This is a genomic window from Pantoea sp. Cy-640 (genome assembly GCF_011752635.1).
Classification (GTDB): domain Bacteria; phylum Pseudomonadota; class Gammaproteobacteria; order Enterobacterales; family Enterobacteriaceae; genus Pantoea; species Pantoea dispersa.
Genome location: NZ_VWXB01000003.1, coordinates 332431 through 352873, shown reverse-complemented (window position 1 = coordinate 352873; position 20443 = coordinate 332431). Strand labels below are relative to the sequence as shown.

19 protein-coding genes are annotated in these 20443 nt (G+C 62.1%); 7 read left to right on the top strand and 12 right to left on the bottom strand.

The features are described from left to right. Window positions 1-101 precede the first annotated feature (101 nt). The 8 genes from dedD to F3J36_RS10455 all read right to left on the bottom strand — a co-directional run bounded on the left by dedD (window position 102) and on the right by F3J36_RS10455 (window position 7786). Window positions 102-851 (bottom strand): cell division protein DedD, encoded by a 750-nt coding sequence (dedD, locus tag F3J36_RS10490; RefSeq protein ID WP_166719642.1) that lies wholly within the window; start codon window positions 849-851, stop codon window positions 102-104. Next, complete coding sequence (gene folC / locus F3J36_RS10485; RefSeq protein WP_166719641.1) at window positions 841-2109, bottom strand: bifunctional tetrahydrofolate synthase/dihydrofolate synthase; 1269 nt, start codon at window positions 2107-2109, stop codon at window positions 841-843. The genes dedD and folC overlap by 11 nt, the downstream gene beginning before the upstream one ends. Before the next feature lie 72 nt (window positions 2110-2181). Beyond that, the gene (gene accD / locus F3J36_RS10480) at window positions 2182-3090 is read right to left on the bottom strand and encodes an acetyl-CoA carboxylase, carboxyltransferase subunit beta (protein ID WP_021509178.1); all 909 of its coding nucleotides are present in this window, start codon (window positions 3088-3090) and stop codon (window positions 2182-2184) included. 132 nt (window positions 3091-3222) lie between these two features. After that, window positions 3223-3885, bottom strand: coding sequence for a DedA family protein (locus F3J36_RS10475; protein ID WP_010617492.1), 663 nt, complete (start codon window positions 3883-3885; stop codon window positions 3223-3225). A gap of 27 nt (window positions 3886-3912) precedes the next feature. Further along, on the bottom strand, window positions 3913-4725 hold the full coding sequence (gene truA, locus F3J36_RS10470) for a tRNA pseudouridine(38-40) synthase TruA (protein ID WP_058758421.1): 813 nt from the start codon (window positions 4723-4725) through the stop codon (window positions 3913-3915). After that, window positions 4725-5735: an aspartate-semialdehyde dehydrogenase gene (locus tag F3J36_RS10465; protein ID WP_088517060.1), complete on the bottom strand. Its 1011-nt coding sequence runs from the start codon at window positions 5733-5735 to the stop codon at window positions 4725-4727. The genes truA and F3J36_RS10465 overlap by 1 nt, the downstream gene beginning before the upstream one ends. A 77-nt stretch (window positions 5736-5812) precedes the next feature. Next, the gene (gene pdxB, locus F3J36_RS10460) at window positions 5813-6949 is read right to left on the bottom strand and encodes a 4-phosphoerythronate dehydrogenase PdxB (RefSeq protein WP_166719640.1); all 1137 of its coding nucleotides are present in this window, start codon (window positions 6947-6949) and stop codon (window positions 5813-5815) included. A gap of 57 nt (window positions 6950-7006) precedes the next feature. Beyond that, a complete protein-coding gene (locus F3J36_RS10455; protein WP_166719639.1) occupies window positions 7007-7786 on the bottom strand; it encodes a helix-turn-helix domain-containing protein in 780 nt (259 codons plus the stop codon). A 95-nt stretch (window positions 7787-7881) separates the two neighbouring features. Here F3J36_RS10455 and F3J36_RS10450 point away from each other — a divergent pair, with 95 nt between their 5' ends. Beyond that, on the top strand, window positions 7882-8787 hold the full coding sequence (locus F3J36_RS10450; RefSeq protein ID WP_058775826.1) for a DMT family transporter: 906 nt from the start codon (window positions 7882-7884) through the stop codon (window positions 8785-8787). On the opposite strand, the gene F3J36_RS10445 is transcribed toward F3J36_RS10450, so the two are convergent. Both F3J36_RS10445 and tctD read right to left on the bottom strand, forming a co-directional pair. Beyond that, complete coding sequence (locus tag F3J36_RS10445; protein WP_166719638.1) at window positions 8774-10150, bottom strand: sensor histidine kinase; 1377 nt, start codon at window positions 10148-10150, stop codon at window positions 8774-8776. The two genes, F3J36_RS10450 and F3J36_RS10445, sit on opposite strands and share 14 nt — an antisense overlap. After that, a complete protein-coding gene (tctD, locus tag F3J36_RS10440) occupies window positions 10141-10812 on the bottom strand; it encodes a transcriptional regulator TctD (protein WP_021509171.1) in 672 nt (223 codons plus the stop codon). Before tctD ends, F3J36_RS10445 begins: the two co-directional genes overlap by 10 nt. A 132-nt stretch (window positions 10813-10944) precedes the next feature. On the opposite strand from tctD, the gene F3J36_RS10435 reads away from it, so the two are divergent. The 4 genes from F3J36_RS10435 (at window position 10945) to flk (ending at window position 15024) form a co-directional block, all read left to right on the top strand. Next, entirely contained in the window at window positions 10945-11910 is a 966-nt protein-coding gene (locus F3J36_RS10435; RefSeq protein WP_241492952.1) for a tripartite tricarboxylate transporter substrate binding protein, read from the top strand. Between the two features lie 11 nt (window positions 11911-11921). Continuing rightward, a complete protein-coding gene (locus F3J36_RS10430) occupies window positions 11922-12353 on the top strand; it encodes a tripartite tricarboxylate transporter TctB family protein (protein ID WP_021509169.1) in 432 nt (143 codons plus the stop codon). A gap of 12 nt (window positions 12354-12365) precedes the next feature. Continuing rightward, on the top strand, window positions 12366-13874 hold the full coding sequence (locus F3J36_RS10425) for a tripartite tricarboxylate transporter permease (RefSeq protein ID WP_166719637.1): 1509 nt from the start codon (window positions 12366-12368) through the stop codon (window positions 13872-13874). A 118-nt stretch (window positions 13875-13992) separates the two neighbouring features. Continuing rightward, complete coding sequence (gene flk, locus F3J36_RS10420) at window positions 13993-15024, top strand: flagella biosynthesis regulator Flk (protein WP_166719636.1); 1032 nt, start codon at window positions 13993-13995, stop codon at window positions 15022-15024. 14 nt (window positions 15025-15038) lie between these two features. Here flk and F3J36_RS10415 read toward each other — a convergent pair whose 3' ends face one another. Then, the gene (locus F3J36_RS10415) at window positions 15039-15482 is read right to left on the bottom strand and encodes a rhodanese-like domain-containing protein (protein WP_058769886.1); all 444 of its coding nucleotides are present in this window, start codon (window positions 15480-15482) and stop codon (window positions 15039-15041) included. An 86-nt stretch (window positions 15483-15568) separates the two neighbouring features. Here F3J36_RS10415 and F3J36_RS10410 point away from each other — a divergent pair, with 86 nt between their 5' ends. After that, on the top strand, window positions 15569-16987 hold the full coding sequence (locus F3J36_RS10410) for a PLP-dependent aminotransferase family protein (protein WP_166719635.1): 1419 nt from the start codon (window positions 15569-15571) through the stop codon (window positions 16985-16987). A gap of 62 nt (window positions 16988-17049) precedes the next feature. Here the strand turns inward: F3J36_RS10410 and fabB are convergent, their stop codons facing one another. Then, window positions 17050-18270 (bottom strand): beta-ketoacyl-ACP synthase I, encoded by a 1221-nt coding sequence (fabB, locus tag F3J36_RS10405; RefSeq protein ID WP_021509164.1) that lies wholly within the window; start codon window positions 18268-18270, stop codon window positions 17050-17052. A gap of 155 nt (window positions 18271-18425) precedes the next feature. Between fabB and mnmC the strand changes: the two genes are divergently transcribed. Next, the gene (gene mnmC / locus F3J36_RS10400) at window positions 18426-20438 is read left to right on the top strand and encodes a bifunctional tRNA (5-methylaminomethyl-2-thiouridine)(34)-methyltransferase MnmD/FAD-dependent 5-carboxymethylaminomethyl-2-thiouridine(34) oxidoreductase MnmC (RefSeq protein ID WP_166719634.1); all 2013 of its coding nucleotides are present in this window, start codon (window positions 18426-18428) and stop codon (window positions 20436-20438) included. Window positions 20439-20443: the final 5 nt, after the last annotated feature.

The window sequence follows — 20443 nt, the reverse complement described above, 5'->3', positions numbered from 1 at the left end:
CATTTAACCTGCTGATATTCCATAAATTTTCAGTAACACTTCGCTAAAAAACACGCCAAAAGCCGCGCCTGTTTCTGCTATCGGCGCGGCTTATCAGTTGATCAGCGTGTGCTGTACGGCTTCACAACACCGCCGAGGCCGGAGATGCCTTTCAGCTCGCCGAGTGCACCCTGCAGCTTCGCTTTGGACGCATCCGGCCCCACGTAAATGCGGGTGATCTGCCCCTGCACCGGCGTCGACGGCACGGTAAAGGCGCGATAGCCGGAGAGCCGCAGCTGCGCCACGATCTCATTCACTTTGGCGGCGTTCTTCAGCGCGCCGAGCTGCACTACATACGCCTGTCCTGCTGGCGCGGCCGGTTCGCTCTGCTTCGGCGTTTCCGCCGCTTTAGGCAGCTCTGAAGTTTTTGGCTGTTCTGTCGCTTTCGGCTGTTCTGCCGGCTTCGGTTTCGGCTGCTCCACCGGTTTAGGCTTCGGCTGCTCGACCGGCTTCGGCTTCACCTGCTCTGCCGGTTTCTGCTGCTGGTGCACCGGCGGCGGCGTCACGACGCTGGGCTGGCTGTTTTGCGCTGGCTGCGTGCTGCCGCTGGCGGCACTGCTCTGCGTTGCGCTGCTGGCGGGCGCCTGCTGCGCCGCGCTCGCACCTTCCGGCGGCTGCGACGGCAGCGGCTGCGTCACCGGCGGCACCATTTCGCTGTCCTGCTGATCGTCAGGCTTTGGCACCAGCGGAATCGCCGCGAACTCCTCTTTATAATGCTTTTTCTTACCGTCCAGCAGACCCGGTAACACGATGACGCCAATCGCCACCAGAATCACCGTGCCCACTAAACGATTCTGAAACTTACTTGCCACTGCCGTTCTCCGCTGCCATCGATTGCATTACCTGCGCCACGGTGTGGAACGAGCCGCACACCAGAATCACATCGTCGGGCTGAGCCTGCTGCCGCGCCGCCTGCCACGCGGCTTCAACGCTCTGCCAGGCGCTGCCGCCCTGCAGATGCGCCATCAGCTCATCAGCGGACGCGCCGCGCGGGCCGTCGAGCGGCGCGCAGTACCAGCGGTTGACCTGCGGCGCCAGCGCGGCCAGCGTCCCGGCGATATCCTTATCGTGCAGCATGCCAACCACCGCATGCACCGTGCCGTGTGCCGGCAGCTCAGCGAGACGTGAAGCCAGATAATAAGCCGCATGCGGATTGTGTGCCACATCAAGGATCACGCGCGGCGCGGTGCTGACCGTCTGGAAACGTCCCGGCAGAATCGCCAGCGGCAGATGCTGACGAATCAGCGCCTCGCTCATCGTCAGGCCGGAAGCGCGCAGCGCCGCAATGGCAGTGGCCGCGTTAGGGAGCGGCACCTGGGGCAGCGGCAGATCGCGCAGTTCACCCTGGGCATCCTGCAGCGTCCAGCTATCGCCCTCGCGCTGCCACTGCCAGTCGCGGTTAATTTGTAACAGCTGCGCACCCTTCTCCGCGGCCACCTGGGCAATGGTGTCGGGCATATCGGCCTCGCCGACCACCGCCGGTTTACCGCCGCGGAACACGCCGGCCTTCTCGCGGCCGATGCTGGCGCGATCCGGCCCCAGCCAGTCGGTGTGGTCCAGCGCAATGCTGGTGATCACCGCCACGTCGGCGTCGACAATGTTCGTCGCATCCAGCCGGCCGCCCAGCCCCACTTCCAGAATCACGACATCCAGCTGCGCTTCACGGAACAGATTGAGCGCGGACAGCGTGCCAAACTCAAAGTAGGTGAGCGAAATATCGCCGCGTCCGGCCTCGATGGCGGCAAAGCTGGCGCTGTGCCGGGCTTCATCCAGCTCAGCGCCCTGCACGCGCACGCGTTCGGTGTAACGCACCAGATGCGGCGAGCTGTAGACGCCAACGCGATAGCCTGCGGCCATCAGCAGGGTTTCCAGCGTACGGCAGGTGGTGCCTTTGCCGTTGGTGCCGGCGACGGTGAAGACAAACGGAGCGGGTTTTAGCAGGTCGAGGCGTGCGGCGACGCGCTGAATACGGTCCAGGCCCAGATCGATGGCCTGAGAATGCAGATGCTCAAGATAATGAAGCCACGTGGCCAGAGGCGACGTGGCTTGCGGGAGGTGAAGAGTGTCCATGTGCCCTGTTAGCTCTTTACGATGTGGTGCATGAATAAAAAGGCGCATCACTCTGCGCCTTTCGGTTGCCTGTCAGGCTTCGTTGCTCTCCGGCTCAGCCGCAGTCGGGCGATCACCATCCTGCAGCGGTGCCGGCAGGTTCATCATTTTCGCCAGCAGGCTGGCCAGCTTAAAGCGCATTTCCGGACGACGGATGATCATGTCGATCGCGCCTTTTTCGATCAGGAACTCACTGCGCTGGAAGCCCGGCGGCAGCTTTTCACGTACCGTCTGTTCAATTACGCGTGGGCCGGCAAAGCCGATCAGCGCTTTTGGCTCAGCGACGTTCAAATCGCCCAGCATCGCGAAGCTGGCGGAGACGCCACCCATGGTCGGGTCAGTCAGTACCGAAATATACGGCAGACCGCGCTCCTGCATTTTTGCCAGCGCCGCACTGGTTTTCGCCATCTGCATCAGCGACTGCAGCGCTTCCTGCATACGCGCACCGCCAGAGGCGGAGAAGCAGATCAGCGGGCAGTTGTCTTCCAGCGCCTGCTCAACCGCACGCACGAAACGGGCGCCGACCACCGAGCCCATTGAGCCGCCCATAAAGGAGAACTCAAACGCGGCGGCCACCACCGGCATACCGTGCAGCTGGCCTTTCATTACCACCAGCGCATCTTTCTCGCCGGTCTCTTTCTGTGCCGCAACCAGACGATCTTTGTACTTCTTCGAGTCGCGGAACTTGAGCAGGTCTTTCGGTTCCAGCTCGCTACCCAGCTCTGTCATCGAACCTTCATCCATCAGGCTATGCAGACGCTCGCGCGCGTGCATACGCATGTGGTGGTCGCACTTCGGGCAGACTTCAAGGTTGCGCTCCAGCTCGGCGCGGTACAGCACCTGACCACAGCTATCGCATTTGGTCCACACCCCTTCCGGGATGCTGGCTTTGCGCGAAGGCGTGGTAGTGCTTTTATTCAGTATGCGTTCAATCCAGCTCATTGATGACCTTTCTGTTTAATGCTGACCTGGTCCAGTCTTGTCGTTACTGCTGAAATCACCTTCAGCAGGCCGTAAATGTCGCTCATTAAACCACAACCCGTTCACGCTGTGGATAAAAATCTGGTAACAGGCTTACTGCGACTTGTGCTGACGCGCCTGGCGGCGGTGACGCCACACTTCAATCACGCCTGGCAGTACCGAGACAATGATGATGCCGACAATCAGCAACTTAAGGTTTTCCTGCACCACTGGCAGGTCACCAAACAGGTAACCGGCATAGGAGAATAGCAGGACCCACAGCAGCGCGCCTGTCACGTTAAAGAGCGCGAAGTGGCGATAAGACATGTGTCCCATTCCCGCCACAAAGGGGGCAAAGGTTCGCACGATTGGCACAAAGCGCGCAAGTATAATGGTTTTGCCGCCGTGGCGATCGTAAAACGCGTGGGTTTTGTCGAGGTAGCTGCGGCGGAAAATTTTCGAGTTCGGGTTGCTGAACAGCTTCTCGCCAAACAGCCGGCCAATGGTGTAGTTAACCGCGTCGCCGAGGATCGCGGCAATCACCAGCAGCGTCACCATCAGGTGCACGTTGAGGTCGTTGCCCGGCAGTGCCGCCAGCGCACCGGCGACGAACAGCAGCGAATCACCCGGCAGGAACGGCGTAACCACCAGCCCGGTTTCACAGAACAGAATCAGGAACAAAATGGCGTAAATCCAGATGCCGTACTGCGCCACCAGCTCGGCCAGATGCACGTCAATGTGCAGAATGAAATCGACGATAAAGTGGATAAACTCCATAACAGCTAACTCCCTGACACTTTCCGATTAAAATGAATCCGCGAGGAACAACGGTCCCAGCGCAGGCTGAGGTAACGCAAACTGAGCAGGGTAATCCACCGCCACCAGATACAGCCCTTCGGCTTTCGCCGTTGCCGCCGCCAGCGTGCGATCTTTTGCCGCCAGCAGCGTGGCCATCCACGTTTCCGGCTGATTGCCGCAGCCAATCTCCAGCAGACTGCCGACGATATTGCGCACCATGTGATGCACGAAGGCGTTGGCTTTGATATCGACAATCACGTACGGCCCCAGGCGCGTGACGTTGAGATGCATCACGTTGCGCCACGGCGTGCGCGACTGGCACTGCACCGCACGGAACGAGGTAAAATCGTTCTCACCCAGTAAAGCCTGAGCGGCGCGGTGCATCTTTTCCGCATCCAGCGGATGGTAAAAATGGGTAATGCCGTTGCCGAGAATTGCCGGGCGCAGCCGCTGGTTGTAAATCACGTAGCGATAACGGCGCGCGGTAGCGCTGAAGCGCGCGTGAAAGCTTTCCGGCACCGCTTTCACCCAGCGCACCGCAATATCGTCCGGCAGGTTAGCGTTCACGCCCAGCGTCCAGGCGCTGTCGGCACGCGAGGAGGTGGTCTCAAAATGCACCACCTGGCCGGTGCCGTGCACGCCCGCGTCGGTGCGTCCGGCGCAGAACACGTTCACCGGGTGATTGGCCACTTTCGCCAGCGCTTTTTCCAGCTTTTCCTGCACGCTGCGTACTTCATTCTGGCGCTGCCAGCCGTAGTAACGGCTGCCGTCATACTCAATGCCGAGCGCCAGCTTAAACGGGGTCGCGTCTTCCAGCATTAATACAGATACTCCTGCACCAGCTTCTCTGCAGTTTTCACCGCCATCAGCGCGCCGCCGAAGCGGATGTTGTCGGCCACCGACCAGAACTGCAGCAGCTCCGGGATGCCGTAGTCGTTGCGCACGCTGCCGATGCTCAGTGTTTCGCTGCCGGAGGCGTCGCTAACCGGCGTCGGGTAATCACCGTCGTCGCTCAGGCTGATATCGTCGGCGCGCGCCAGTTCGTCACGCGCTTCCTCCGCCGACAGCGGCCGCAGGTTTTCGATATAGACGATCTGCGCGTTGCCGTAGAACACCGGCGCCTGCACGCTGCTTACCGCAATCGGTAATCCTTCATCCTGCAGCACTTTACGCACCTGATCGACCAGCCGGCGCTCGCTCGCCACGCTGCCGGCACTGTCCGCCTGCTGCGGCAGCAGGTTGAACGCCAGCTGGCGGCCAAAATAGTGCTCATCGGCCGGTACGCCGTTCAGCAGCCGCGCGCTCTCACCGGCCAGGCCGTCTACCGCCGCTTTGCCGTGGCTGGAGACCGACACCAGGTTGGTCACCTGCAGACGGCCTAAACCAGCGGTATCCACCAGCGGTTTGATGGCGCTTAACAGCTGGCTCACCAGCGCATCGGCCACGGTAATGATGTTGCGATTGCGGTAATCCGCCAGCACCTGTGGATTGACATCCGGCACCACCAGCGGCACGTCCGGCTCCAGCGCGAACAGGTCGCTGCTGTCGATTACCAGGCAACCCTGGCTGGCGGCGTCTTCGGCATAACGCGCCGACGCCTCGCGACCGGCGGTAAAGAACGCCAGCTGCGCCTGCGACCAGTCAAATTCCGCCGCATCCTGCACGCGCAGCGAGCGGCCATCAAAACGCACGCTCTCTCCGGCGCTGTTTTCACTCGCCAGCAGATATAACTCACCAACCGGGAACTGGCGTTCCGCCAGCAGTTCCAGTACAGCGTTCCCTACTGCGCCTGTCGCGCCCAGTAGCGCAATATTCCAGCCGTCAGACATGTTGGTTTACTCCAGACAATGACATAAAAAAGAGAGGCGATGACATGCATCGCCCATTAATTCAGAAAAATCAGAGATTAGTGATTCGCCCGCAGCGTGGCGCTGAAGCCAAGCTGATTGAGCAGCGCCGCGCTCTCCGCCTCATCACAGATCACCTGCAGCGAAGACCACTCGCGGCGCTCGACATACTGCTTGCGCAGGCGATCAAATTCGCCCGGCTGCGCGGCCACTTTGCGCAGCGGCGCATCGTCGCGGCGCACATCATACACCAGATGTACCAGGCGTTTCAGCGTCGGCTGATCGAGCTTGCCGTGCAGCGTAAGGGTGCCAAACTCGGGGCGCGGCAGCAGCGTGTCCAGCGCCACCTGCTGCGGCTGACCAATAAATTCGCTCCACGCCTCAAACACCTGGGTGGTGCCGCGCGCTTTCCCTTCAAGGGTATAACCGGCGATATGCGCGGTGGCGATATCGACCTTGTCCAGCAGATCGAGGTTGAGATCCGGCTCCGGTTCCCACACATCCAGCACCACGCTGAGATCGTTACGCAACCGGAGCACCTCCAGCAGCGCGGCGTTATCCACCACCGGACCCCGGCAGGCATTGATCAGAATGGTGTTGGGGCGCAGCGCCATCAGCAGCGCGGCATCCGCCAGATGCCAGCTTTTGTAGCGGCCGTCCTTAAACAGCGGCGTGTGAAAGGTCAGGATATCGGCCTGTGCTACCAGCGTATCGAGCGAGTGGAAATCTTCGTCATCGCCGCGATCGGCGCGCGGCGGATCGCACAGCAGGGTTTTTACTCCCCACGCGGCGAGGCGTTTAGCCAGCCGTCCGCCCACGTTACCGACGCCGACGATGCCCACGGTGCGATCGCGCAGATCAAAGCCGTCGCGTTCGGCCAGCAGCAGCAGCGCGGAGAACACATACTCCACCACCGCAATCGCGTTACAGCCCGGCGCGGCCGAGAAGCCGATACCGGCCGCCGCCAGCGAGGCATCATCGACATGATCGGTGCCGGCAGTGGCGGTGCCGACAAACTTCACCGGCGTGCCGGCCAGCAGTGTGGCATCCACTTTGGTGACGGAGCGCACCATCAGCGCGCTGGCATCCTGCAGTTCGGCTGCCGGCAGCGGGCGGCCCGGCACCGCCACCACCTCTCCGGTGCGGCTGAACAGTTCACGGGCGTAGGGCATATTTTCATCGACGAGAATTTTCACGGCGGCGGTCCTGTCTGCTTGAAATAAACGGGGCATATCATGGCACAAAGCCGGGGATTAACCTAACCGACTGCGATAGCGATCCGGCGTGGTGCCCGCCTGCTGCTGAAACATCACGATCAGCGCGGAGGCGGAGCTGTAACCCAGCTCGTGGGCGATGCCCTGCACGCTGCAGCCCTGCTCCAGCAGCGCAATCGCGCGCAAAAAGCGTAAACGCTGGCGCCACTCGCTGAATGACATCTGCAGCTGCTGCTGACAGCGCCGCGCCAGCGTACGCTCGGTGGTAAACACGCGCTTCGCCCATTGTGCCAGCGTGGTGTTATCACCCGGGTTCTCTTCCAGCGCGCGCAAAATCGGTGCGAGGAATTTATCGTCGGACATCGGCAGATAGCTGGTGTTCACCGGTGCAAGACGCAGCCGATCAATCAGCACTTCGCACAGCCGCCAGTCGGCGTCGCTCTGCGGCTGCTCCAGCGCGCGGCGGGCAAAATCATTCATGATGGCGTGCACGATGGCGTCCACGCTCAGCAGGCAGGCTTTCTCCGGCATGCCGGCGCATAAATCCGCGGCAAGGTTGAAGGTGCGAAACTGCGCCTGACAGTGGTTGTAGCTGCTGTGGCGCTGGCCCGGCGGGATCCAGATCGGCATTTCGGCCGGCGTCAGCAGCCGCTCGCCCTCCACTTCCATCTCCAGCACGTGGCTGGTGACAAATATCGCCTGGCCCCAGTCGTGCTGGTGCGGCAGGTATTCGGTTTTGGCGTTGGTTTGCTCATAGCGTATGAAAAAACGCAGCAGCGGCGCGTCGCGCGGTGGCTGATACTCAACCTGAAGATTCATTCTGTCCGGTCACTAACGAATTTTGTCCGATTTTAACTATCTGCTTTAAACCGGTCAAACGTAAGCTAGTCGCGATTTACATTTGGAGCCGTACTATGAACTTATTGTTACCGCTGGTGGCAGTGCTGATCTGGTCGATCAACACCATCGTCAGCAAGCTTTCTGCCGGCAGCATCGATCCTGCTGCCATCTCCTTTTACCGCTGGTTGCTGGCGCTGCTGGTACTCACGCCGTTCTGCCTGCCGGGCGTATGGCGCCATCGTCACACCATCAAAACCCAGCTGTGGCGCTTACTGGTGCTGGGCCTGCTCGGCATGGTGCTGTACCAGAGCCTCGCCTATTATGCGGCACACAGCGTTTCGGCGGTGATGATGGGGATTCTCGGCGCCACCATTCCGCTGCTGACCATCCTGCTCAGCCTGGTGGTACTGCGCCTTGCGCCGACGCGCGGCATTCTGATTGGCGGCCTGCTGTCGTTTGCCGGGCTGGTGTGGCTGGTGAGCGCCGGCAACCCGGCGCAGCTGCTCAGCCAGCGCCTCGGTAACGGCGAGCTGATGATGCTGGCGGCCTCAACTTCCTACGCGCTGTACGGCGTACTGACGAAGCGTTGGGCGATTCCGCTGCCGACGTGGCAAAGCCTGTACGTGCAAATCTTCTTCGGCGTGCTGTTGCTGCTGCCCGGCTTCTGGCACGCGCCGGAGGTGGCGCTGAACGCCGACAATATTCCGCTGGTACTGTTCGCCGGGCTGTTTGCCTCGATTGTGGCGCCGTTCCTGTGGATCCTTGGCGTGCAGCGCCTCGGCGCCAGCACCACCAGTATTTTCATGAACGTGGTGCCGGTGTTTACCGCCATCATTGCCGTGCTGTTCCTGCACGAACAGTTGCATGCTTACCACTGGATTGGCGGCGGTCTGACGCTGGTCGGGGTGATTCTGGCGCAGCGGCTGAAAACCCCGCTGCGTAAAGCGCGCGCGATGACTCCGCCGATCAGCGAAAGCTGACCGTCACCCGCAGGCCGCCCAGCTGCGGGCTGCGGTCCAGCTGCAGCTGCGCGCCGTGCCAGGCGCAGATATCCTGCACCAGCGCCAGTCCAATGCCCGCGCCGGGCTGGCTGGCGTGATCGAGCCGGCCAAACGGCTGCAGCGCCTGCCGCTGCTGATCCGCCGCGATGCCCGGCCCGCTGTCTTCAATCTCCAGCACCTTTTGCCGCAGCCGCGCGGTCACCGTGCCGCCGTGTGGCGTGTATTTGATGGCGTTATCCAGCAGATTGGCGCACAGCTCGGCCAGCAACAGCGCATCGCCCTGCACCTGGCTCGCCGCCTGCTCTTCAAAGCCCAGGTCGATCTGTTTACGCCGCGCCGCCGCATAACCGCTGAAACAGGCCTGCTGCACGATATCGCTCAGGTCGACCTCACTGAAAGGCTTGTCTTCGCCGTGGCGTGCCTTGATTTGCGCCAGCTGTAGCAGACGATCGGTGAGCTGAACGGTGTCGTCCAGCGTGTGGCGCATGCCCTCCAGGCTTTCGCGCCACTGCTGCGGATCGTCACTGCTGAGCGCGACGCCAACCTGGGTTTTCAGGATGGTGAGCGGCGTGCGCAGCTGGTGCGATACATCGGCGCTAAAGCGTTCCTGCCGTGCCAGCAGACCGCGCAGCCGCTCCAGATGGCGGTTGAAGGCGACGATCAGCGGCTGCAGTTCGGACCACGGCAGCAGCGACGGCAGCGGCGTCAGTTCGCCCGGCGCACGGCGCAGCATCATGCGCGACAGCCGGCGCAGCGGGCGCAGCACTTTACGCAGCAGCAGCCCGGCCAGCAGCAGCGTGATCAGCACCAGAAAACTCTGGCTGATCAGCGCGGTGCGCAGCAGACTGTCGGCAAAGGCGTGGCGTGAGTTAAGCGTTTCCGCCACCAGCACCAGCGCCATGCCCTGCACGCCTTCCTCGTTCACCGGCTGCCACAGCGCGGCCACGCGAATCGGCTGCTTGCGGTAGTGCGCATCGTAGAAATGCACCAGCGCCGGATAGACATCGGACAGCGGCGCGTTGCCCGGCACCAGCGGTAAATCAGGGTAGCCGGACAGCGTGTGCCCTTCAGGCGAAATCACCTGGTAGAACAGCTGATCGTTCATGTTGCGCTCAAAGCTGTCCAGCACCACCCACGGCACATCTACCTCCAGCCGCTGATGACGTACCACCAGCCGCTCGGCCACGGTGCGCGCCGAGGCCAGCAGCGAGCGATCGTAGGCCTGATTTGCCGCCTGCAGCGCGCTCTGATAGTGGGTGTAGACCGACAATCCCCACAGCAGCAGCAGCGGCACCCCCAGCCATGCCAGCAATTCGCCGCGCAGCGAGTGAATCAGTCGCACGGCTGAACCTCGAGGCTGTAACCGAGCCCGCGCAGCGTAACGATTGCCACGTCACTACCCGCCAGCTTTTTGCGTACCCGATGCACATACAGCTCAATGCTCTCCGGGCTGGCCTCATCCGCCAGCGTGAAGGTCTGCTCGTACAGATGCTGGCGCGACACCGGCCGACCCGGGCGCTGCATCAGCGTCGACAGCACGCTGGCCTCGCGCGGCGTCAGCGGCAGCGGTTTGTGATTCAGCAGGAAATAGCCTTCCGCATCGCGCTCCAGCTGGCCAAGGCTTTGCGTCTGCGTTGCCTGGCCCTGGCTGCGGCGCAGCAGCGCGCGCAGCCGCGCGTCCAGCTCGTCCAGCTCAAACGGTTTAGTGAGGTAATCATCGGCGCCGGCATTCAGTCCCTGCACGCGCTGCTGCAGCGCGCTCTGTGCGGTCAGCAGCAACACCGGCACGTGTTGCCCACGCCGGCGCAGGCGCGCCAGCACCGCCAGGCCATCGAGCCGCGGCAGCGACACGTCCAGCACCACCAGCGCATAGTCTTCGCTTTGCAGCACATGGTCCGCCGCCACCCCGTCGGCCACCCAGTCCACGGCGAAGCCTTTTTGCGTCAGCGCTTTCTGCAGCCAGTTGGCCAGCTCCACGGTATCTTCCACCAGTAAGAGACGCATATCACATCCTGTTAGTTTTGCCGATGGCTGAAAGGTAAATGAAAGGTTGCTGTTTTAACAATTCAGCAACCCCGAATGTTCGGTGGCAATCACACTCTGGAAGAAACAATGGAGCGACAGATGAAAAAAACAATGCGCACCGCCTTTGCCACAACCCTGCTGGCTTTTTCCCTCGCGGCGGCTCAGGCCGCAGCACCCGAGCGGACCGAATGTATCGCCCCGGCCAAACCCGGCGGCGGTTTTGATCTGACCTGTAAACTGATCCAGGTTTCGCTGCAGGAAACCGGGCAGATCACCACGCCGATGCGCGTAACCTACATGCCCGGTGGCGTCGGTGCCGTGGCCTATAACGCCATCATTGCGCAGCGGCCCGCCGAAGCAGGCACGCTGGTGGCCTTCTCCGGCGGGTCGCTGCTGAACCTGTCGCAGGGCAAGTTTGGCCGTTATTCGGTGGATGATGTGAAGTGGCTGGCGGCCGTCGGCACCGATTACGGCATGGTGGCGGTGCGTGCCGATGCACCGTGGAAAACGCTGGGCGAGTTGCTGGCGGCGATGAAGAACGATCCGACCAAAGTGGTGGTTGGTGCCGGCGCCTCCATCGGCAGCCAGGACTGGATGAAAACGGCGCTGCTGGCGCGGGAAGCCGGTATCGATCCGCGCAAAATGCGCTATGTGGCGTTCGAAGGCGGCGGCGAACCGGTCACCGCGCTGCTTGGCAATCACATCCAGGTGGTATCAGGCGACATGAGCGAAATGGTGCCCCATCTGCAAAGCGGCAAGATGCGCGTGCTCGCCGTGATGAGCGATAAACGTTTGCCGGGCGAACTGGCTGACATCCCGACCGCCAAAGAGCAGGGCTTTAACGTCGAGTGGCCGATCATTCGCGGCTATTACCTCGGCCCTAAAGTCAGCGACGCCGATTATCAGTGGTGGGAACAGGCGTTTAAAAAACTGGTCACCACCAAAGAGTTTCAGCAGCAGCGCGATCTGCGCGGTCTGTTTGAGTTCAACCTGTTCGGGAGCGAGCTGGACGCTTACGTGAAAAAACAGGTGGCTGACTATCGCGAACAGGCGAAATCCTTCGGCCTGGCGAAATAACGGAGGCGCACATGAGCGATCGTATTTTTGCTGCCGTCTGGCTGGTGCTGTGCCTCGCCGGACTGTTTATCGGCTGGCAGATTCAGAGCGAGTACAGCTACGAGCCGGTTGGCCCGCGCCCTTTCCCGCTGCTGCTGCTCGGGCTGATGGCGATCTGCGCGGTGATGATGCTGCTGCGCAAGCCGGACAGCGTGCAGTGGCCGGTGGCCTCGACGCTGAAAAAGCTGCTGGCGCTGTGCGTGATGCTGATTGTCTACGGCTGGCTGTTTGAGCGTCTTGGTTTTGCCCTGTGTACCACGCTGCTGACCTTTGGCATCGGCATGCTGTTTGGTGCGCGCTGGTGGGCGGCGGCGCTCTCCGGCGCGGTAATGGGCATTTCACTGTTCTACGCCTTCGATCATCTGCTGGATGTCACCCTGCCCTTCGGCAGCTGGCTGAGCTAACGGGAGTCACTTATGGATACCTGGTCTTTTCTGATGCAGGGCTTCGCCGTCGCCATGACGCCGGAAAACCTGATGATTGCCCTGATAGGCTGCTTTATCGGCACCATCGTCGGCCTGCTGCCGGGGCTGGGGCCGATTAACGGCGTCGCAATTCTGATGCCGCTGGCGTTTGCGCTGCACTTACCGGCGGAATCCGCGCTGATCCTGCTGGCAACGGTGTATATCGGGTGCGAATATGGCGGGCGCATCTCGTCGATTCTGCTCAACGTGCCGGGGGATGCCGGGGCGATCATGACGGCGCTGGATGGCTATCCGATGGCGCAGCAGGGTAAAGCCGGCGTGGCGCTGTCGATCTCGGCGGTCAGCTCGTTTATCGGCTCGACCATTGCCATCATCGGCATCATTCTGTTTGCGCCAATCCTCGCCAACTGGTCGCTGGCGTTTGGTCCGGCAGAGTATTTCGCGCTGATGGTGTTCGCCATTGCCTGCCTCGGCAGCATGATGAGCCACAACCCGCTGAAGTCGTTCCTCGCTGCGCTGATTGGCCTCGGCATGGCGACGGTGGGCGTCGATGCGAATACCGGCGTCTATCGCTTTACCTTTGACAGCGTGCATCTCTCAGACGGCATCCAGTTTGTGGTGGTGGTCATCGGCCTGTTCTCGGTGAGCGAAATTCTGCTGATGCTGGAGTCCACCAGCAGCGGCCAGAAGATGGTGCGCGCCAGCGGCCGCATGCTGTTCAATATGAAAGAGGCGGCACAGGCCACCGGCGCGACGCTGCGCGCCTCGTTCATTGGCTTCTTTGTCGGCGTGCTGCCAGGTGCCGGTGCCACCATCGCCAGCGCCATTGCCTATATGAGTGAGAAGAAAATCAGCGGCAGTGATCAGTTTGGCAAGGGTGACATTCGCGGCGTGGCAGCGCCGGAGGCCGCGAACAACGCCTCAGCCTGCGGATCGTTTATCCCGATGCTGACGCTGGGCATTCCCGGCTCCGGCACCACGGCGGTGATGGTCGGCGCGCTGACGCTGTATAACATCACGCCCGGTCCGGCGATGTTTACCGAGCAGCCGGACATTGTCTGGGGGCTGATCGCCGCACTGCTGATCGGTAACGTGATGCTGCTGATCATGAACATCCCGATGATCAACATCTTTGCGCGCATGCTGACCATTCCGCTGTGGTTCCTGGTACCGGCAATTGCCGCGATTTCGGCGGTGGGCGTGTATGCGGTGCACAGCACCACGTTTGACCTGCTGCTGATGGTCGGGCTGGGCATTTTCGGCTATATCCTGCGTAAGATGGATTTCCCGATGTCGCCGCTGATTCTCGGCTTTGTGCTGGGCGAAATGCTGGAGCAGAACCTGCGCCGCGCGCTGTCAATCAGCAACGGCAACCTGCCAATTCTGTGGGAAAGCCTGATCTGTAAAGTGCTGCTGGTGCTGGCTGTCGCCGTGCTGGTGGTGCCGCTGCTGTGGAAGCGCTGGCGTCGCAAGCGCATGAAGCTGGCCGCCGCCGAATAAATCCGTGTCTTATTGTTTTTCTCCCTGCCGCCCCCGTGGATTTCCCGGGGGCTTTTGCTATCATGTGCCATCGTTTTTCCGGCGCACCCGGATCTGACTCGTTTTCAAGGATTCCGCCATGCAACCTCTCAGCGGTCCCGGTGTGCCCGCGGGCGATCGTTCCTCTGTTAACCCGGCTAACGGCACCGGCCGCCCCGGCGCGGCACTGGGCGACCAGCCGCTCTCCCCGGCCCAGCGCACCACGCTGGAACGCCTGATCGTCCGTATCATGTCACTCAGCACGCTGAAAGCGCCCGAACTGTGGGCTGGCATACGCCACGAAGTGGGCGTGAAAAATGATGCCGAACTGCAGTCGCGCCACTTTCCGGCGGCGGAGCAGCATCTCAACAGCCGTCTGACCCAGGTGCAGAACAGCCACGCCACGCGTCAGCTGTTGCAGCAGTTGCTGGAAAAGCTGCCGCAGGGCAACAATCGCCAGGCGGTGAGCGACTTTATCCGCCAGCAATTTAACCAGACGGTGTTAAGCGCGCTGAGCCAGGATCAGCTGCGTCAGGTGCTGACCATGCTGCAGAACGGCCAGATGGCTATCCCGCAGCCGCAGCAGACGCGCACCACCGATCGCACCCTGTTACCGGCCGAACAGCAGGCGCTCAACCAGCAGGTCACGCGCCTTGCCGCCGCGACCGGGGAATCGCCGGTAAAAGTGCTGGCCGACACGCTGAAACTGGTCAATCTGAAGAGCGGCGACCCGGTTCCGTCGCGCCACTTCCCGCTGCTGACGCAGTTTCTACAGGTGCGCCAGACGCTGAGCCAGCACAGCGCGCCGACGCTGCAGCTGCTGGAAAGCTCGCTGAAGCAGCCGCTGAGCCACGACGAGCAGCGTATGCTGGAGGATTACAGCCTGCAGCGCTTCCATGCCACGCCGCAGACGTTGCTGACGCCAGCGCAGAGTCAGGATCTGCTGATGCTGCTGTTCAGCCGCCGCGCCGAGCGCAACAGCGAAACGCCGCTGGCCGACAGCGAGCTGCGTCCGCAGCCAATCTGGGCACCGTTTGTTGAAATTCTGCCGCGTCCACTGGCGCAGCGCCCGGCGCTGACGTTGGTGCTCGGCCTGGCGCTGTTCTTCTTTTTGCTCTGGCTGCTGCTGTAGTTAAGCCATCGCACTCAGCAGCCGCACTCCGCCGCGGGTGCCGCGGCGGGCCACTCGCCTGCCGCCGCGCCCCACGCCATCGGGTGGCCGTCGCGCTTCCAGAAATCCAGCCCGCCAATCAGCTCTTTAACCTGAAACCCCAGCTCAGCCAGCTTTAGCGCCGCTTTGGTCGAACCGTTGCAGCCGATGCCGTCGCAGTAAGTCACATAGACGCGGTGACGATCGAGCCGCGCGGTGCTGGCCGCATCCATTTCGCGATGCGGCAACGACAGCGCGCCGCAGATATGTCCGGCCTGATACGCGTCGCGGCTGCGGGCATCAATCACCACAATCTGCGTGACGCCCTGCGCCAAATCCGCCGCCAGATCCCAGGCATCGGTGTAATAGCTGAGTTTGTGCTGCAAATAAGCCACGCTGTGCTGCGGGCTGGCGGGCGGATAAAACAAAACGGCTGACATGGCATTCTCCTGTTGTGATGTCCCTGTAGTGTACGGCAAAGTGGTCTGCATCCTGATACCACTTTGACCGTAACGATAAGACCATTATGCACCACGCCTTTTTGCCACTGTTTCGCCATCAGACCCAGGGCGGCTTACGTCAGCGGCTGTGCGCTACGCTGCGCCAGGCCATTGTCAGCGGCCATTTGCGCTTCGGGCAGAAGCTGCCCTCCAGCCGCCAGCTGGCTGCCGATCTGGCACTGTCACGCGTGACGGTCGAAGCCGCTTACAGCCAGCTGGAGAGCGAAGGCTACGTGCAGCGGCACAGCGGACGCGGCACCTTCGTCGCCATCGCGCTGCCGCCACCGGCGGAAAAGGCGACAGCGCAGCGCGCACCGCGCTTTTCGCAGCGCGGCACGCAGGTGCTGGCGACCGGTGGCTGCCAGGATCCCCCTTTTCCCCTTGCCTTTGCCGCCGGATCACCGGAACTGCGCGCGTTTCCGCACCGCCAGTGGCAGCGGCTGAGCCACAGCGTACAGCGCGCGCTGGGCAGCCAGGTGATGGGCTATGGCGATCCGCTCGGTTATGCGCCGCTGCGCCAGGCGGTGGCGGATTATCTGGCGCTGTCGCGCGGCGTGCGCTGTACGGCTGAGCAGGTCATCATGCTTACCAGTTCACAGCAGGCGCTGCAGCTGCTGGCGCTGATGTTTCTGGATGCAGAGGATGAAGTGTGGCTGGAGGAGCCGGGCTACCGTGGCGCACGGAACGCCTTTCTCGCCGCCGGTGCCCGCTGCCGTGCCATGCCGCTGGACGATCAGGGCGCGCTGCCACTCAGCGGCCGGGCGCAACTGGTGTATCTGACGCCCGGCCACCAGTATCCGACCGGCACACCGATGAGCCTCGCGCGGCGGCTGCAGTGGCTGGCGTGGGCTCGTCAGCACGATAGCTGGCTGATCGAGGATGACTACGACAGTGAATTTCACTATGACGGTCGCCCGGCGCCGGCGCTGCAGGGCATGGAAGCCGATAGCCGGGTCATCAGCCTGGGGACCTTTTCCAAAACCCTGTTTCCATCGCTGCGACTGGCGTGGATGGTGGTGCCCGCGGCGCTGGTGACGGCGCTGGGTCGCGCGCGCAGCGTACTGGACGGCCATAGCGCCCTGCTGCCGCAGGCGATCACCGCCGAATTTATCCAGCAAGGCTATTTAGCCAGCCACCTGCGGCTGATGCGTCAGCTCTATCATAGCCGGCGCGATCGGCTGCTGGCGCAGCTGGAACAGCATCTGCAGCCGTGGCTGCGGCCGCTGCCGGCAACAGGCGGGTTGCAATTGACGGTTGAGTTATTACAGGGAGATGAGGCGCGGCTCACACACCTGGCGCAGGCCGACGGTCTGCTGCTGCCGCCGCTGTCACCCCTTTACGCCGGCGCATCGAAACAGCAGGGCTGGATACTCGGCTTTGCCGCGTTGACGCCCGGCGAAATTGACCGCGCCTGCGCGAAGCTGGTAAGGCTGCTGGCAACCTGAATCCGTCAGCGACAAAAACAACAAAGGCCGGATTAACCGGCCTTTGAGCATTAGCGTAAGCGTTACGCCTGGTATTTACGCAGGGTCAGCGTGGCGTTGGTGCCACCGAAGCCGAAGCTATTGGACATCACCGTGGTCAGCGCTTTTTCGGTTGGCTGCGTCACAATGTTCATGCCCTTCGCTGCGTCATCCAGCTGTTCCACGTTAATGCTTGGCGCGATGAAGCTGTGCTCCAGCATCAGCAGAGTGTAAATCGCTTCCTGCACACCTGCCGCACCCAGCGAGTGACCGGTCATGGCTTTGGTCGCAGAGATGTATGGCGTGTTGTCGCCAAACACTTCGCGAATCGCGCCCAGCTCTTTCACGTCGCCGACTGGCGTTGACGTGCCGTGAGTGTTGAGGTAGTCGATTGGCGTATCCAGACCCTGCATCGCCATCTTCATGCAACGCACCGCGCCTTCGCCTGACGGTGCCACCATGTCAGCGCCGTCAGAGGTTGCGCCGTAGCCGACGATCTCAGCGTAGATGTGGGCACCACGCGCCAGCGCATGCTCCAGCTCTTCCACTACCACCATACCGCCGCCGCCGGCGATCACGAAACCGTCACGGCTGGCATCGTAAGTACGCGACGCTTTTTCCGGGGTTTCGTTGTACTTCGTCGAGAGCGCGCCCATGGCGTCGAACTCACAGGCCATTTCCCAGCTCAGCTCTTCGCCGCCGCCAGCAAATACCACATCCTGTTTGCCCAGCTGAATCTGCTCCACCGCGTTGCCGATGCAGTGTGCTGACGTCGCGCACGCCGAGCTGATGGAGTAGTTGACGCCGTGGATTTTGAACGGCGTGGCCAGGCAGGCAGAGACGCCGGACGCCATCGCTTTGGTCACTACGTACGGGCCAACGCCTTTCAGGCCGCGCGGGCCACGCATCGCGTCGGCACCGAACACCTGATAACGCGGGGAACCGCCACCGGAACCGGCAATCAGACCAACACGCGGGTTGTTCTGGTACTGCTCATCGGTCAGGCCGGAATCTTTGATTGCTTCTGCCATCGACAGATAGGCATAGATTGAGGCATCACTCATGAAACGCACGATTTTGCGATCGATGAGCCCGTTAGTGTCCAGTTTGACGTTACCCCATACATGGCTGCGCATGCCGGCATCTTTCATCTCTTCGGAGAAAGTGATTCCGGAACGGCCTTCACGCAGGGAAGCCAGCACTTCCTGCTGGTTATTACCAATACTGGAAACGATACCCAGGCCAGTAATCACTGCACGTTTCATTCAATAGTCCTCATTCCACTTCTTTTGGATTGACGTGCACTCTAGCTTACAGTTGTACGCCGAACAAGTCCGATCAGCCATTTCCTTTTGTAAATTTGCGTCATGTGACGCCACTCGCTAAAATCGCGCCACTGCCTGAAAAATGAGCCTTTCCCGTGAAGTTATCCCCGGTTGAACACGCGCAATTAAACTGGAACGATCAGGGTACACCTGTTTCCCGAGCGTTCGACGACGTCTATTTCTCCAACGACAACGGACTGGAGGAGACGCGCTATGTGTTCCTCGACGGTAACCATCTTCCGCAGCGATTTGCCGCACATCCGCGCGATCTGTTCATCGTTGCCGAGAGCGGTTTTGGCACCGGACTCAACTTTCTTACCCTGTGGCAGGCGTTCGATCGCTTCCGCGCCGCCCATCCGCAAGCCGGCTTGCGCCGCCTGCACTTCATCAGCTGCGAAAAATACCCGCTGACCCACGCCGATCTGGTGAGCGCGCACGCGCACTGGCCGGAACTGGCCCCGTGGGCCGGACAGCTACAGCAGCAGTGGCCGCTGGCCCTGCCCGGCTGTCAGCGCCTGCTGTTCAATGGCGGCGAGGTGACGCTGGATCTGTGGCTGGGTGATATTAACGCGCTGATTGATACTTTTGATGACAGCCTCAACGGCCAGGTTGACGCGTGGTTTTTAGATGGCTTCGCGCCGGCGAAAAACCCGGAGATGTGGACGCCTTCGCTGTTCGCCGCCATGGCGCGGCTGGCGCGTCCCGGCGGCACCTTCGCCACCTTTACCTCGGCGGGCTTTGTGCGGCGGGGCTTACAGCAGGCCGGCTTCAGCGTGGCGAAACGCAAAGGCTTCGGCCACAAGCGTGAAATGCTGACCGGCGTGCTGGACAGCGCCCCTGGGCAGCTAGCGGCTCAGCCGTGGTATGCGCGTCCGCAGGCCACCAGCCGCGAGGTGGCGCTGATTGGCGGCGGCGTGGCCAGCGCGGTGCTGGCGCTGGCGCTGCTGCGGCGTGGCTGGCAGGTTACGCTGTACTGCACCGATGCCGCCCCGGCGCTCGGCGCATCGGGTAACCGTCAGGGCGCGCTCTATCCGCTGCTTAACCAGCACGATCCGGCGCTCGCCACTTTTTTCCCGGCGGCATTCAGCTTTGCCCGCCGCCTGTACGATGCGCTGCCGGTGATGTTCGAACATCAGTGGAGCGGCGTGCTGCAGCTCGGCTGGGATGCCAAAAGCGCAGAGAAGATCGCGCAGATGCTGAGCATGGATCTGCCGCACGAGCTGGCGCACGGCGTCAGCCCGCAGCAGGCTCAGCAGCTGGCCGGCGTCGATCTCGACTGCGGCGGCATTTTCTATCCACAGGGCGGCTGGCTGTCGCCGTCACAGCTCACCAGCAATCTGCTGGAGTATGCCCAGACTCAGGGGCTGCGCATGCACTGGCTGCATCGCGTGACGCAGCTGGTCCGCCAGCAGGCAGGCTGGACGCTGCAGTTCGCCCAACAGCCTGCGGTAAGCCATCAGCAGGTGGTGCTGGCCAACGGCCATGCGCTGCAGGCGATCGGGCAAAGCCGCGATTTGCCGGTGTATGCGGTGGCCGGTCAGGTCAGCCATGTGCCGACCAACGCGGCGCTGAACCCGCTGCGCACCGTGCTGTGTTACGACGGCTATCTCACCCCGGTCAGCCCGAACTTTGCCACGCACTGCATTGGTGCCAGCTACCATCGCGGTGAGACGGCAACCGCTTTCCGCGCCGACGATCAGCAGGAGAATCGCCAGCGGCTGATTAACTGTCTGCCGCAGGTCAGCTGGCCGACACAGGTTGACGTCAGCGCTGATGAAGCGCGCAGCGGCGTGCGCTGCGCCACGCGCGATCACCTGCCGATGAGCGGCAGCGTGCCGGATTACGCGGCGACGCTCAGTGAGTATGCGGATTTACCGGCGCAGCGCGCGCGCGGCGAGCAGATTGCGGACGCGCCGGTGCATCCCGGCCTGTTCGTGCTCGGCGCACTGGGGTCGCGCGGACTGTGCAGCGCGCCGCTGGCAGCAGAAGTGCTGGCGGCACAAATGAGTGGCGAGCCGCAGCCGCTGGACAGCAGCACGCTGGCGGCGCTGCATCCCAACCGTTACTGGGTGCGCAAATTGCTGAAAGGGAAAAAGGCAGGACGCTAAAGCGC